Source organism: Serratia sp. AR11, assembly GCF_056376275.1.
The window spans coordinates 3,378,531-3,393,447 of sequence record NZ_CM150739.1 but is presented as its reverse complement, the minus strand read 5'-3'; the positions used below and the strand labels follow the sequence as shown (position 1 = coordinate 3,393,447).

Annotated in this window: 13 protein-coding genes; 1 reads left to right on the top strand and 12 read right to left on the bottom strand. The window is 57.1% G+C overall.

What is annotated here, in order from left to right; translation table 11 throughout:
* Positions 1–45: 45 nt before the first annotated feature.
* The 9 genes from tssH to ACSOSI_RS15945 form a co-directional block, all read right to left on the bottom strand.
* Positions 46–2,709, bottom strand: coding sequence for a type VI secretion system ATPase TssH (gene tssH / locus ACSOSI_RS15985; protein ID WP_476705761.1), 2,664 nt, complete (start codon positions 2,707–2,709; stop codon positions 46–48).
* Between the two features lie 52 nt (positions 2,710–2,761).
* Entirely contained in the window at positions 2,762–3,835 is a 1,074-nt protein-coding gene (gene tssG, locus ACSOSI_RS15980; RefSeq protein ID WP_476705760.1) for a type VI secretion system baseplate subunit TssG, read from the bottom strand.
* On the bottom strand, positions 3,832–5,718 hold the full coding sequence (tssF, locus tag ACSOSI_RS15975) for a type VI secretion system baseplate subunit TssF (protein WP_476705759.1): 1,887 nt from the start codon (positions 5,716–5,718) through the stop codon (positions 3,832–3,834). Before tssF ends, tssG begins: the two co-directional genes overlap by 4 nt.
* 4 nt (positions 5,719–5,722) lie before the next feature.
* Complete coding sequence (locus ACSOSI_RS15970) at positions 5,723–6,298, bottom strand: type VI secretion system baseplate subunit TssE (RefSeq protein WP_017893256.1); 576 nt, start codon at positions 6,296–6,298, stop codon at positions 5,723–5,725.
* A gap of 2 nt (positions 6,299–6,300) precedes the next feature.
* Positions 6,301–7,116: a type VI secretion system accessory protein TagJ gene (locus ACSOSI_RS15965; RefSeq protein ID WP_476705758.1), complete on the bottom strand. Its 816-nt coding sequence runs from the start codon at positions 7,114–7,116 to the stop codon at positions 6,301–6,303.
* Positions 7,117–7,133: 17 nt separating this feature from the next.
* Positions 7,134–8,120, bottom strand: a complete 987-nt coding sequence (locus ACSOSI_RS15960) for a type VI secretion system-associated protein (RefSeq protein ID WP_476705757.1) — start codon at positions 8,118–8,120, stop codon at positions 7,134–7,136.
* A gap of 30 nt (positions 8,121–8,150) precedes the next feature.
* Positions 8,151–8,924, bottom strand: coding sequence for a PP2C family protein-serine/threonine phosphatase (locus tag ACSOSI_RS15955; protein WP_012145729.1), 774 nt, complete (start codon positions 8,922–8,924; stop codon positions 8,151–8,153).
* Complete coding sequence (gene tagH, locus ACSOSI_RS15950) at positions 8,924–10,672, bottom strand: type VI secretion system-associated FHA domain protein TagH (protein ID WP_476705756.1); 1,749 nt, start codon at positions 10,670–10,672, stop codon at positions 8,924–8,926. Before tagH ends, ACSOSI_RS15955 begins: the two co-directional genes overlap by 1 nt.
* 223 nt (positions 10,673–10,895) lie before the next feature.
* Complete coding sequence (locus ACSOSI_RS15945) at positions 10,896–11,378, bottom strand: Hcp family type VI secretion system effector (protein ID WP_012145727.1); 483 nt, start codon at positions 11,376–11,378, stop codon at positions 10,896–10,898.
* 276 nt (positions 11,379–11,654) lie between these two features.
* Between ACSOSI_RS15945 and ACSOSI_RS15940 the strand changes: the two genes are divergently transcribed.
* Entirely contained in the window at positions 11,655–11,864 is a 210-nt protein-coding gene (locus ACSOSI_RS15940) for a hypothetical protein (protein ID WP_261278185.1), read from the top strand.
* Between the two features lie 201 nt (positions 11,865–12,065).
* Here the strand turns inward: ACSOSI_RS15940 and ACSOSI_RS15935 are convergent, their stop codons facing one another.
* The 3 genes from ACSOSI_RS15935 to tssB form a co-directional block, all read right to left on the bottom strand.
* A complete protein-coding gene (locus tag ACSOSI_RS15935; RefSeq protein WP_476705755.1) occupies positions 12,066–12,734 on the bottom strand; it encodes a hypothetical protein in 669 nt (222 codons plus the stop codon).
* Positions 12,735–12,820: 86 nt separating this feature from the next.
* Positions 12,821–14,326 carry a type VI secretion system contractile sheath large subunit gene (gene tssC, locus ACSOSI_RS15930; RefSeq protein ID WP_012145726.1) on the bottom strand — a complete coding sequence of 502 codons (1,506 nt, stop codon included), beginning with the start codon at positions 14,324–14,326 and terminating at the stop codon, positions 12,821–12,823.
* 3 nt (positions 14,327–14,329) lie between these two features.
* Complete coding sequence (gene tssB / locus ACSOSI_RS15925) at positions 14,330–14,866, bottom strand: type VI secretion system contractile sheath small subunit (RefSeq protein WP_012145725.1); 537 nt, start codon at positions 14,864–14,866, stop codon at positions 14,330–14,332.
* Positions 14,867–14,917 lie beyond the last annotated feature (51 nt).

Below are 14,917 nucleotides of genomic sequence, written 5' to 3'. Positions count from 1 at the left end.
GATGACTCTCTGTGAACAATGGCCGCCATACCGGCGGCCGCGGCGTTATGCCTGAAATTGACAAATAAATTCGTTTTGCTGCAGCGCGATATGCAGTTGGCGATAGCGCTGATCGTTGGCGCTGCCGGTCAGTAAGGTGTGGCTGATCTGCGGCAGCAGGGTGTTGGTCAAAATAGCGTCGACCATGCGGCCGCCGGACTCCACCTCGGTGCAGCGGCTGACGATTTGCTCGATCACCGCGTCGTCGAAGGTGCAGACGATATCGTGGTTCTCCGCCAGCCGGCGCTGCACTCGCCCCAGTTGCAGGCGCACGATATTGCCCAGCGTGGCGTCGGTCAGTGGGTAGTAAGGCACCACCAGCAAGCGGCCGAGCAGCGCCGCCGGGAATACCGACAACAGCGGCTCGCGCAGGACGCCGCTCAGTGCCTCCGGCTCCGGCATCAGGTCCGCATCGCTGCACAGCCCGGCGATCAGATCGGTGCCGACGTTAGAGGTCAGAATAATGATGGTGTTACGGAAATCGATGTGGCGGCCTTCGCCGTCCTCCATCCAGCCTTTGTCGAACACCTGGAAGAAGATCTCGTGCACGTCCGGGTGGGCTTTTTCTATTTCGTCCAGCAGCACCACGCTGTAAGGGCGACGGCGCACCGCTTCGGTCAGCACGCCACCCTCGCCGTAACCCACATAGCCGGGAGGGGCACCTTTCAGGGTTGAAACGGTATGCGACTCCTGGAACTCGCTCATGTTGATGGTAATCACGTTCTGCTCGCCGCCGTACAGCGTTTCCGCCAGCGCCAGCGCGGTTTCGGTTTTCCCGACGCCGGAAGGGCCTGCCAACAGGAAAACCCCGACCGGCTTGTTCGGATCGTCCAGCCGCGCGCGTGAGGTGCGTACCCGACGGGCGATCAGATCCAGTGCATGCCGTTGGCCGATAACCCGCTGGTTCAGCGTATCCGCCAATTGCAGTACCGCGTCGATCTCGTTTTTCACCATGCGACCCAGCGGGATGCCGGTCCAGTCGGACACCACTGCGGCTACCACGTTGGCATCGACGGCGGCGAAAATCAGCGGGGCCTCGCCCTGCAGTTCGCCAAGCTGTTGCTGCAACTGCGCCAATTGCGCGCGCAGTTCATCGGCAGAGGGCGCGGGTTGTGGCTCCTCGGTGGCCTCGTCAGTCGGTTCGGCCTCAACTTCTTCCCGATGCAACTGGGCGCGCAGGTCGATAATCTGTTGGATCAGCGCCAACTCATCCTGCCAGCGGGCAGTGAGCTGCTCGAGTTGTTGTTGCAACAGCGCCAACTGAGCTTCGATTTCCTGTGGGCGCAGCGGATTGCCGATGCCGACCTTGGCTTCGCGCCGGGCGATATCCCATTCAATCTGCAACGCTTCAATGCGGTGGCGGCAGTCTTCCACCTGGGCCGGCTCGGCATGTTGGCTGACCGCCACGCGGGCGCAGGCGGTATCCAGCAGCGCCACGGCCTTGTCCGGCAACTGGCGCGCCGGGATGTAGCGATGCGACAGGCGCACGGCGGCGTCGACTGCCTCATCGAGCAGCAGCACGCGGTGGTGCTGTTCCAGCGGACTGACGGTGCTACGCAGCATCAGCAGCGCTTTGTCTTCGCTCGGTTCATGCACCTGCACCACCTGGAAACGGCGGGTCAGCGCCGGATCTTTCTCAATGTATTTTTTGTATTCCGACCAGGTAGTGGCCCCGACGGTACGTAATTGGCCGCGTGCCAGCGCCGGTTTCAACAGGTTGGCTGCGTCGCCGGTGCCCTGTGCGCCACCGGCACCAATCAGCGTATGGATCTCATCGATAAACAAAATGATCGGGGTGGGGCTGGATTGAACTTCGTCAATCACCGTTTGCAGGCGTTTTTCGAACTCGCCCTTCACCCCGGCCCCGGCCTGCAGCATGCCGATATCCAGCAGATACAGCTGGACGTCGCGCAGCTGTGGCGGAACGTCACCGGCCACGATACGCAGCGCCAGGCCTTCGACCACGGCGGTTTTGCCGACCCCGGCCTCACCGGTCAGCAGCGGGTTGTTCTGGCGGCGACGCATCAGAATATCGACAATCTGGCGGATTTCCTCGTCACGCCCGGTCACCGGGTCAATCTCGCCATTACGCGCCTTGGCCGTCAGATCCTGAGCATATTGCGCCAGCACGCTGCCGCCGGTCTGCGCTGCCGTCGGCGTGTTGTCGGCCTGGGCGCTCGGCGTCAGGCTGTTTTCCGCCGAGTGGGCGGTGATAGTGGCAAATTGCTCCATCAGCAGATCGGCGTTGATGCGATCAAACTGTGAGGAGATGGCTTTCAGCAAGTGGCGCAGGCTGTAGGTTTTCAGGATACCGAGCAGCAGGTGGCCGCCGCGGATTTGCGCAGCACCGAATTTCAGCGAGCCATAAACCCAGGCCCGCTCCACCGCGCTGTCGATATGTTCGGACAGATCGGAAATCGCGCTGGCCCCGCGCGGCAGGCGATCGAGCGCCTCGACGATGTCACGCGCCAGTTGCCCCTCATCCAGCGCAAAGTGGCGGATCACCTGTTGCAGGTCAGCCTCCGGTGCCTGCATCAGTTGATGCAGCCAGTGCGCCAGCTCAACGTAGGGGTTACCGCGCAGCTTGCAAAACGCCGTCGCACTTTCCAGAGAGGTGAATAACAGGCTATCGAGTTTGCCAAATAATACCGAGCGGCTGATTTCAGACATGGTTTTCCTCAGGTCGTGGCGGAGCGCTGTGCGGCTCAGGCCAAAATAATAGTCAGAACGGGTTTTCCAGCGGTTCGGGGCTGAAGATCAGATCGTCAAGGTCGCGTTGCTGACGGGCGTCTTCCAGCCAACTGCTTAATCCCAGGAGCTGGGCACCGCCGAGTTGGGTACCGCTGAGCTGATCCTTGGCCAGGATCAGCCGCAGTTCCCAAACAAACTCAATGCCCAGATACTGGCGCACCCAGTCACGTAACTGCCGGCACAGTTCGGCTCCGGGCAAGAAGCCTTCATAGTTTTGTTGCGACATCGGCCCCAGTTCGATGCGGAATTTGTGCTGGATATCGCGCACGGCAATCCCAAGGAACGAAGACTCACCGAGCCGGGGGGCGCCGCGACCGGCCTTCAGGCGCGCCTGTTCGCGCGGTTCCACCCGCAGCCAGTGCGGGACGTTTTCCACGATGCGCACCGGCACCTTGAAGTACTGCTGCAAGATTTTGCTCAGGCCTTCCGGATCGCGGCTGTGGCGAATCAGATGACCGGCCATAAAATGCTTGGCATGGGCATTGATGCTGTCGCGCTGCTGCTGCGCCGGCTGGCCGATGCCAATCAGGCTGGAAAGGTATTGGTCGAAACGCCGGCTATCCTGACGATCCAGCGATACCGTGGGCTGTGCGTCGGCCCAGGCTCGGTAAAACAGCAGCGTCAGCCGGTGGTGAAACAGGTTGGCAAAGGCCAGCAGGGTGGTGTCCTGGTGGTGATAGACCCGTTCACGCACGTATTCGGTCAGGTGCAGCGGCAGCGGCCCGTTGGGGCCAAACAGGCCAAAGCTGAAAATCGAAACGTCGTGCAGCGGGCTTTGCGGCCGTGGGCTGACCTGTGCCAGCGTCGACGGAGCGAACGAAAGTGAAGGTTCTTGCCCCAGCCGCAGCATCTCATGGCGCGGCAGGGGGGCACGGCCCAGCAGGTATGGCTGGCCGCCCTGGGCGTCGAGGCGCCGCAGCAGCTGAAACAAATCGTGTTTATAAGGCGCATTGCCGAGCCGCAGCCAGAAATCCTCCGGCAGGCGGTGCAAGGCATTGATCTGTGGCGGTGCCGTCAGTTCCGCCTCGGCGTCAAGAGTGCTCAAATCAGCGTCCTTTTGCCCATGCGCGCCTGCCAGTGGGCTATCTCACCGCGCTGCTGGCTGGAAAGCGTCATTTCGGTAAAGGTGTTCATCGCTACCAGCCGGGAGAACAAACGCTCCAGAACGCTACCCAGCAGGTAGGGGCTGCTGCCGGAGAATGACTGTTCATCCACGGTCAGGTCGATGGCGATACCGCGGGCAAACACGATCGGCCCCGGCTCGGGCACCCGGCGGTATACCGGGCGCAGGTTACAGTGGCGAACGCCCTGGATCTGTTTGGTGATCGCCGGCTCGCTCAGGTTGCCGTACAGGCCGAGCAACTGACGCAGGCTGGCAGCCCCCTGTTCCGGGTCGCCGTCCATCATGCTGAGGTAGTTCAATTGCAGTTGGCTGATCAGCCGCCAGGTGATCATGCCTTCGGCCAGCGCCGGGCGCGGCGGCGTCGGGCCTTTTTTCAGCGACACCTGTTTGATCGGGATCGAGTCCGGCATCACGAAATTGCCCTGATCCTGCTGCAACAGCATCAGCGGCAGATCGCGACTGGTACACAGCACGTCGGCGGTGAGGTATTTCAGGTCGCTGTGCCACGGTGACTGCCGTTCATCTACCAGCGAGACGAACACTTCCGAGCCGACATAGCCGGTGCGGGTGCCGTAACGACGGGCGTGTTCGGACAACGTGCGCTGTTCGCGCCGCAGTGAAAAGTAGGCGCCGTAGTTGCCGTCATCCGCGCTCAGGGTACTGTAAAACGGTCGGAATTCCTGCTCATAGCGTTTTTCGCTGGCGCTGCCACCGAGCCGCTGAACAGAGAACACCTCATAATCAAGCGGACGAATGTTATCGACCACCAGATGATATTCATGGCTTTTTTCGCTGACCGTGATGCGTTCGGCGACCTTGGGGAACAGATTAATCACCGGCGTGCAGTGCAACGCCAAATGGGCGACGTCGATTACCCGCTCCAGCGCCGCATCCTGACGGTCAAGCAGCACCAGGATCTCAAACTGCCGCAGCGTTTTTTTGCCTTCGCGTACGCTTTGCAACAGCGGGCGTATGCCATTGACGCTGAAGAACTGAAAGCGCGCCGGAAAGGCAAAATATTCCTGCAGCAGGCGATAGCCTTCAAAATTACGCAGATCGTTCGGCAGCAGCGCCTGATCGGCGGCAAAGCCTTCCTGCCGCAACCCGTCCAGTGCCAGCACCCGCCGTTGCGGTTGCGCTTCCATCGTCTGGCAAATCAGCCCGACGCTGTGCTGCATCAGCAGTTCCAGCAGTTGCTGTGCCTGCAAGTCCGGGCCGGAGAGATAAAACATCAACTGGTCCAACTGCAGGTTGTTGAGCGTGACGCTGTCATAGCACTCCAGCCGGATGCGCAGCGCGCTGACGCAGCCACTTTGTTGCAACCCCAGGCTGGCCAGCGGAATATCGGCCGGAATGCCGCCCAGTTCGACGCTTTTTAGCCGCACCGGCTGCAGCGTGACGTCGTGTGCGGTGGTGTAGCTGCAGGTGATGCCACTCTTTTTCAGCGACTGGCTGTCCATCATGGTGCCGCGTGGCACGACAAAGCCGTTGCTGATATCGCCCTTGTTGCTGTCGGGTTGCAGCTCGGCAATCGCCATCGATGGCGTTGGCGACAGATAGTTGGGGTAGATAATCTCCAGCAGACGTTGGGAGAAACGTGGGAACTCCGCGTCCATCTTCAGTTGTACGCGCGAGGTGAGAAAGGCAAAGCCTTCCATCAGCCGCTCGATATAAGGATCCGCTACGTCGATACCGCGCATGCCAAGGCGGCCTGCCACTTTGGGATACTGCTCGGCGAACTCTGCGCCCATCTCACGCAGATAGGCCAGCTCGCGGTTGTAATAGTCTAAAAGTTTACTGTCCATCGGCTTACCCTATGTCTTTCAGATCGAAGTGGCCGTTCTCCAGGTCCACGTCGGTACGGAACAGAAACTCCAGCGGATAGGGCACGCACCACAGGCGCCCCTTGATTTCAATCGACAATACGTTGTGCAGCTCCAGCGAGCCGGTGTCTGAAATGCAGCGCACCTGCAGCCCTTCGGGCAGGATGCGCGGTTCGAAATTGAGGATGGATTCGGTCAGCGCCAACTGGATATCCTGCCATTCGATGTCTGACATGCGTTTGCCGGCCAGCGAGGCGATGCCGTAGTTCAGGGTTGAACGCCGTACCTGCGGAAAATCGCCCAAATCGAGGCTAGACTCGCTGTTCACGCAGTTAAACAGCCACTGCAGGTCGCGCAGCACCCGGCGGCGCAGTTCGCTGTGCGAGACCAGGTTGCGCACCTGAGCTTCCTTTTTTTTCTGTGGTTCGTCGTCGGTCAGCATGTCGAGCAGCACCGGCTGCATTTTGTCGCGCGAGGTCAGGCGTTCGCTGTCCTGGCGGGAGCGATAGCCCTGACGGCGCAGGTCACCATCATCATGTTGGGTTGGCCGCTTGCTGTTCATCGTCAGGCGCTCGCGTTAAAACTCAGGTGGCGCAGGCTGTGTAGCGGGAACTCATCGTTCTCGCTCAGCCAGGTTTTCAGACCCTGTCCGGCGTAGTGCGTCCCTTCGCCCAGCGCTTGCCATTCGGTGCGTTTGCCGAGCAACAGCGCATCGTCACTGTCTGCAATCAGGGGGTAGCGGGCAGGCAGTTGGCAGACCTGCTCGCGACCGTCGTTCAGGCGCACCAGTGCATGGCTCCACACCAGATCGACGGCGCTTTGTGGGGCCTGGAACTGAATTTCCGCAATCTCGGCGAACGGCAGCCAGTAATAGGTGCCGTTCAATGCCAGTTCGCAAACCGGGCCAAGACGACCATCACCGTCGGTCAGCCAATCAAACGCCACGGGCTGTGGCCGTTCAGCCAGGGTCAGTTGCCCGGCACTGGCCGGTGCCGCTTCCAGCGTGTCGTCACGCAATGCCTGCGCCTGTTTGGTTTCGCCCAGGGCATCGTGACGCAACGCCTGGATCATGGGTTGCAACCAGGGCTGACTTTGTTGCAGCAGCGCGGGAGGGGCCTCGCCGGCGAACACCGCCTGACGCTGCAGTTCCGCGTTGACCGATTGCATTAACAGCAATGTGGTGGGCTGGGCGATGGGCTTCAATGCCTGCCAGGATTTCAGCTGCGCATTGGCGCGCTGCCAGTTGCCGGCCAGACACAGCAGTTGCACCAGCGCGGCACGCAGATCGGCATCCGCCGGTCGCGCTTTGATTTCATTTTCCACTGCGCCGATAGCGGCGCTGACCGTGCCGCCTTGCAACATGTTTGTTAATGATTTCACAGGGCTTTCCTTAATAATCAATGAGTGGCGTTGTTAACCGACAGGTAGCTGCCACTGGCAGGGTCAAGGCGATCGTCGGCCAGCTTTTCCACCAGCTTGAAGTTCAGCGGCGTGGCCGGGCTGGCAAGCAGTGGCTGCCAGGCGCGCTGTGCCTGCTCAATACGTTGTTTGACTTTGGCGGTGTCTGCGGCTTCTGCACGCGGCATTTCGACGATCACTTCACCGTTAAATGACCAGGCGTGAAGCTGCGGGGCGAAAGGTAACAGCGCGAAACTGCCTGGTGCCTGCGGGTTGGCACCGAGGACCAGCCGCTGCACGTTGGCGCTGACCACGTTCAAGGGGTGTTCACCCACGTTGATCTTCACCAGTGGATAGCCCTGATAGAACGACAATGCCGGCGAGGCGGTTTTGCCATCTTGCTGTAGCGTGACGCTGCTGCTGCCGTTTAACCAGCCGTCATCACCACAACGCAGGGCGTCGTCACTCGGGATAAACAGCGCGCTGCCGTTGGCTTCTTCGCTCCAGTAGGTGCGGAAATGGCAGCCCTGCGGCAGGTCAAACTTGGGCACCGGCGCGCTGTCTGCCTGCGGCGAGGTGACCGCCACGGCGGCGGGGATCACCGGCGCTGGGGGTTCAGCCGGTTCGACGGCCTGCTGTTTGTGCACCGGCTTCCAGCCCCGTGCCTTGCTGGCTTCGCCGGACGCCAGTTTTTCACCGCGTTTGTCGGTCAGAGTCCAGGGGAGTTGGCTGGCTTTGGCGCACTGCTTGGCCAACAGATTGCCAACTCGCGGCAGGAAGTCGTCCAGCACTGCGGGATCTTTGCTCTGTGCCGAAACGATGCGCAGCGGGATGGTTTTGCCGCACCAGCTTGCCGGTTGGCTGTTTTTGACGCCATCGATAAACACTTCCAGCTTCTGGCTGGGGGAGTAGACCAAGCGATAATTCGCCGCCTGCGCGGCCGGTATCGCCATCAGGGCGATAAATCCGGGCATCCAGTATTTCATAGGTAACCTTGCTGTGAATTTGTACCTGACTCAGTCGCGGGACAGAAACCGCTCCGCATCCGCCAGAGAATGCAGCAGGGTGGTTTCCTGCGGTGAGCCAATCCAGACGGCGATAGCGCTGTAGTTATCGCTGTTATTATTTTTCTTCCATGCCTGCTCCATCAGGGCAATCCACTCGCTGGGGGAGTTGACCATATGTAGCGATTGTTCCAGTTCAGACTGGCTAAAGCTGTGCCAAAAACCGTCGGTACACAGCAGGAAAACGTCGCCGTCTTCCAGTTGCAACACGTCGCTGTAACTGGCGTCGCGTTCTTCATTCAGGCCCAGGGCGAAATACAGCAGGTTGCTGTTGATGCCGCTGGTTTGGTAGCCGGCGTCCTGCATTTGCTGGATCAGGCTGTGGTCGGTGGTCACCGAATGCAGATAGCCGCGCCGGAACAGGTACAAACGGCTGTCACCGGCGTGCGCCCAGTAAGCCAGTTGGTAATCGCGATCGATAAACAGGCTGACCAGCGTGGTGCCCATCTTGCCGTATTCGTCCGACTGCCGTTGCTGCTGGTGGATGGCGGCATTGGCACTGGCAATGTGTTGGCGAATGCTCTGGGCATTGAGATGTTTTTCACCGTCGAAGTTTTGCAGGATGGTGTCGTGTGCCAGTTTGGCGGCAACGTCCCCACCGGGAAAACCGGCGATGCCGTCACAGACCACGAAACAGGCGGCGCGGTTACCGACCACTTCACCGGTCTGATCCTGATTAGAGGCGCGGCCGCCCTGATTGGAGGTAGAGGCTATAGTGATATTCATTACGCGTCCGGTTGGGTCTGTGAGTCTTTATATTGATTCACTTCAACGTCATAGGCGTGCAGGAAGGCTTCGCCGAACAGGGTGTGAAAGTCGTCTTCGATTTCGCCGGAGGTCTGCTGATAGCTTTTCACGAAGTAATCCCACAGCGCCGCCTTGCGGCTGGCCGGCAGGGAAAGACGAGGTGCCGCGCCTTCCTTGCGCGCCTCCTCTTCGAGGCGATCCGGATTGAACGACTGCAGCATGGCGGCGATGATGGCGCGAATACCGGCGATCATGCCTAACTGGTGCGCCTGCAGGTCGATCAGTGCGTCGCGTACCGCCTGTTCCGGCGGCATAAACCCCGGCATTTTGCTGCCGAACATCTGCATCAATACCGTTTTGCCCGAGGGCAGCAGTTTGAACGGGTTATTGGCCTCGTCGAGGATCATGGTCATCTCGGCCTTCACACCGCGCTTAAGGATTGAGCGGGAAGAGAGCAGGGCGACGGTACCCTGAGAAAACAGGCTCAGCAGCCGACCGGCCTGGCGGAGCTGTTGCTCATCAAAGTGCGGCTGTGGCTGCAGGTCATCCAGACCCACCCCCTGCAGTAATGCGGCTAACAGTGGGCCTTCCAACCGCTCTCCCGCAGGTGCGCTACCGTTTTGGGCTCGCGCAGTCTGATAGGCAATAGGATCGATACCCAGGCGGTTGGCCGGGCGTGGACGCGGTTGCGGTGAGGGCGGTGGAGTTGAAGGCGAAAACTGTGGCTCAGGTTGCGGCATGGGCTGCGGTTGAGCGACCGGCTGCGGCGCGGCTTTGGGTTGTGGTGCTTCCATCGGGGCGGCCATCACCGGTTGCTGTAATGGGGACGCCGGTGGTGGCACCGCAGCCGGAGGCTCTGGCTGTGCCAGGGGGACAGCACTGCCCATCAGCAGGCCGAGCGGATCGTTGCTGTTCAACGCGTCCGGCGACGTGGGGGCAGAAGAACCGCCAAACAGCGCCAGCGGATCGAGCTCCTGCGCATTTTTTTCCGCCTCAGCGGGTTTGAGCGGCGCAGCCTGGCTGGTGGTCGGGCGTTGTTCGGCCAACAGCGCACTTGGGGTGGTATCGGCCAAAATAGGATCGCGTTCGAAAGTGGTGTCGGTGTTGAACAACATTGCCGGATCGGTTTGCTGCGACTGCAGTTGACATAGTTCGACGTCGCCCGCCAACTGCGCCAGCGGATCGGCCGGGTTCATCTCAGGCTCCGGCGTTTCCAGCAGCGGATGGCGGTCCTGATTAATGACCGGTGCCGAGGGCGCAGTCACCGCCGCGGCTGGCGTGAACTCTTCTACCAGGCTGTCCCAGATCTCATTCGGGATGGGGGCTGCCGCTTTCTCTTTGGCAGCCGGCGTAGTGACTGGCGCGGTGTCGGCGGTTTTAATTGCCGGCTGAGCCTGCGGTGCAGCCGCTTGCTGTAAGGAGCTGACCTGTATCTGATAATCGTCGATGCCGAGAATATCACCATCCTGCAGCTCCACCTGACGGCCGCGCTCCAGTGGAATATCGTTCAGCAACACGCGGGTGACGTTGCCACGGTTGGTTACGCGGCATTCGCCATCAGCAGAAATATGTACGATCGCCTGCAACCGGGAGATGGCACGCTCTTCGTCCGGCAATACCAGGTTGTTGTCCACGCTACGGCCAATGGTGCCGCCGGGCGGCAGAAAGTCGCAGCTGCTCTGTGGCGGAACCTGGCCACTTTTATTTTTGACAATAGAAAATCGCATAAGGCATTCCTGCTGATTAGAATATACTGCAGTTAATTATTATTTCGGTGTCTGGCTTACCAAAATTGGCGGTTATTTTGGTAAGCCGGTTAGTATGCGGCTTTTTGATTATGTGACTGGCTTTCTATTTTAATATTAATGGCGAGATGACTGCAGGCACGAATAGCCCGGTTTACTAATGAGAGGGTATAAATAGCCCCCGGCCGGAACCGGGGGAAACAGATTAAGCTTCGCGGTTTTCCTTGATATTCCAACCTGCGCTGCTTTCTGCGCCTTTACCACCTTTATCACTCTGCTCCCAGTACTGCTGTTTAACTTTCGATGCCTGGAAGGAGTAGGTTACGCCCACGGTGTCTTCACCGCCGGCACCGGTGTACTGCACGGCAGTGACCAGCACGTCATCCAGAGTGATTTTGACGTATTCAACCTGGCTGCCACCGGCTTTACAGACTGACAGTTCAATCTTGGTTAGGTGTTTACCGCTGGAGCAGTGCTTCAGCAGCGCCGGGGTTGATTTATCGACCAGCGCATTGACATGCAGATCGTTAAAGCAAACCTTACCGGCACCGCCGCCACCACCCACGCTCATGTTGCCTGGTTGAGAAGCGCCCCAGGAGAAAGAAGTAATGTCGGTCCAGCCTTTGTGATTTGAATCTTTAGATTCACCGCTGGCACCTTCAACTTTCAGGAACATATCAATAGCCATAGTATCTACTCTTTTTAGGGATAAATAACATTGCTGCTTTCGAAAAAGCACTGAATATGGCAAATAGGAAAGCATGGGGCCGAATAAAATCGTCCATATTTTACCTCTGCCTCGGCTTGAACTATTTTCATAGCTCAGTGAAACTCGAAACGACGATATAAGGTTCTCGCTCCGAATGGGTTAACCACAAAACACGGATGAAATGCTAGACATTAATCTACCTGTTACACTAGAATCATTCCCCAGTGTTTGTTTTGTGATCTTAGTGAGGTTGAAATGAAAAAAATTATTGCTGTCGTACTTTTGATTACTTCGTTCATTATTGGCGTTTATGCACTTGTTGATGTCATTCGCTCTGTTTACTATGTTGTGGCATATGAGTCTTTGACTGCAAATTCTATGGGGGTTGTTTTTGGTAAAACACTTTTCTTTATAATTTTGGTTGTCGTATTTTCACTATCTCATAAGTTTTATAAAAAAAATTAAATTTTTGATTTTATTTTTTCCGCAACATAGTAAATGGCGATCGACGCTAGGACTAATAACAAAAATGCTCCAGAGTTTATCGCCAAATTGGAAGGCTCATTACTCCAGTCAAAGAAAAGAATGTAGTAGCCTAAGGTCGAAAAGAAAGTTACGGAGGAAATGAAAATCATCATATATACCAATGAGTACTTAATGATTTTTCTAATCACGTGGTACCCCTGCTAAAAAACGGTCAAATATTTGTTTGTCAATACTACCATGCGAGCCTTGATAATTTATTGCATCAATAAATGGTTTGATATTATCTTCAACTAAAAAATAAAGTAGATCTAAATCTCCGGCAGCTCTTAGTTCGTTATAGATGTTTTGATTTAGTTTTCTTAGTTCGTATGATGAGTAAATAGAGCGTGAAACAGATGCACCAATGCTTAAAACCCCGGTCATGCCAGCAGAAACCAAAAACCTAGGGATGATTTTCGATACGAATAAAGAAATTAGTTCATTAATGAAGATCATTTTAAATGCCATATTACCTGAGGTACTGCCTGTTTTTTTTAACAGCAACTCTTTAGATTGCTCCTCAGTTAAACCTGTTAGATATTTTCTGATCACAATGTTAAGTAAACGTCGAACATCTTCTGAAGTTAAACCTTTTTTTATCAGTGTGATTAACCGAATTCTGTCCGTTTGATTGCGCCAACGATTATCTGAGTCAAAAAAATCCTTGGTAAGCATCCATAAATCTTCTGGGATCTCTATAAATCCGCTAACGGCACTCTTGGCAAAGATTTCAGCGCCATTTTTCTTGCGTGTATCGAAAATTTTCAACATGCCATCGGCAATTTCTCTTGGTGAGCTGGTTGCCATCATTAATCCCTATCATTAACGTTATCAGACTATTGCTACATAAAATTAGAATAGCCAGGCCGTGTTTCCACGGCCTGACTTTCAGCACGTCAGGATGCGTCGTTCTGCTTCAGTGAAGGCAGTTTCGATACCAGACGCAGGGAGACGGTCAAGCCTTCCAATTGGTAATGTGGGCGCAGGAAGAACTTGGCGCTGTAGTAGCCCGGGTTGTCTTCGATCTCTTCCACCTGAACTTCCGCAGCGGCCAGCGGTTTGCGCGACTTGGTTTCCTGCGAGGAGTTGGCCGGGTCGCCGTCCACGTAGTTCATGATCCAATCGTTTAACCAGCGTTCCATATCGTCGCGCTCGCGGAAAGAACCGATCTTGTCACGGACGATGCACTTCAGGTAATGCGCGAAGCGGCAGCAGGCGAACAGATAAGGCAGACGGGCGGAGAGTTGAGCATTGGCAGATGCATCGGCGTCGTAGTATTCGGCCGGTTTTTGCAGCGACTGGGCGCCGATAAAGGCGGCAAAGTCGGAGTTTTTCCGGTGCACCAACGGCATGAAGCCGTTCTTGGCCAGCTCGGCCTCGCGACGATCGCTGATGGCGATCTCGGTCGGGCACTTCATGTCCACGCCGCCGTCGTCGCTTGGGAAGGTGTGGCACGGCAGGTTCTCTACCGCACCGCCAGACTCCACCCCACGGATCGCGGTACACCAGCCGAACTCTTTGAACGAGCGGTTGATGTTGGCGGCCATGGCGTAGGCGGCGTTGGTCCAGGTGTAGTTACCGTGGTTCGCGCCGTCGGTTTCTTCCTCAAAGTCGAACTCGTCAACCGGATTGGTTCGGATGCCATACGGCAGGCGCGCCAGGAATCGTGGCATTACCAGGCCCAGATAGCGGGCATCTTCCGATTCACGCAGGCTGCGCCAGGCGGCGTATTCGGTATTTTGGAAGATCTTGGTCAAATCGCGTGGGTTGGACAGCTCCTGCCAGGATTCCATCTGCATCACGCTCGGTGCGGTACCGGCGATGAAGGGGCAGTGGGAGGCGGCGCTGATTTTCGCCATCTCACCCAGCAACTCTACGTCCTGTGGGCTGTGGTCGAAGTAGTAATCGCCCACCAGGCAACCGAAGGGTTCGCCGCCGAACTGGCCGTACTCTTCCTCGTACACTTTCTTGAAGATGGGGCTCTGATCCCAGCCCACACCTTTATGGCGCTTCAGCGTGCGGCCCAGCTCCTGCTTGGAAATGCTCATAAAGCGGATTTTCAGCATTTCATCGGTTTCGGAGTTGTTGACCAGATAGTGCAGGCCATGCCAGGCGCCTTCCAGCTTCTGGAATTCGGCGTGGTGGATAATCTGGTTAACCTGTTGCGACAGTTTTTCGTCGATTTCGGCGATCAGCGCCTGAATGGTGCGATAGGCGTCAGAGGAGACCGTCACGGTGTTTTCCAGCGCCTGCTGCGCCAAGGTTTTTACCGCATTTTCCACCGCTTCCTTTGCCTGATCGGTCTTGGGGCGAAACTCTTTGTTCAGCAGCGCGCTGAATTCATCGCTGGAGAAAGCTTCGCTGGTCTGCAGCGCTTTTTGTTGCTGAGGCGAGTTGCTCATCGATTAGTCCTCACGCTGATTGTTGTCGTCCGTGGCGGCCGGTTTCGGCGCATCGGTCAGGGATTGCAGTAAGGCCGGGTTTTGCAGGATTTTGGAGATCAGTTCTTCAGCGCCGTTTTTACCGTCCATATAAGACAACAGGTTGGAAAGCTGGGTGCGGGCGTCCAGCAGGTTGTCCAGCGCGTCCACCTTGCGGGCAATCGCCGCAGGGGAGAAGTCTTCCATGCTTTCAAACGTCAGATCGATATTCAGCTTGCCTTCGCCGGTCAGGGTGTTGTCGACCTGATAGGCAACGCGCGGTTTCAGCGATTTCATGCGTTCATCGAAGTTGTCGATGTCGATCTCCAGGAACTTGCGCTCATCAACGCTCGCCTGTGGATCAACCGATTTCCCCACCAGGTCTGCCATCACGCCCATCACGAACGGCAACTGGATTTTGCGCTCTGCGCCATAAATTTCGACATCGTATTCAATCTGTACGCGCGGTGCGCGGTTGCGGGCGATAAATTTCTGCCCGCTACGGGATTTCGAGTTTGGCATGATTTACTCCATCTAATGGCGATTGGGAACGCGCCTCTTCCGGCTTGGAGA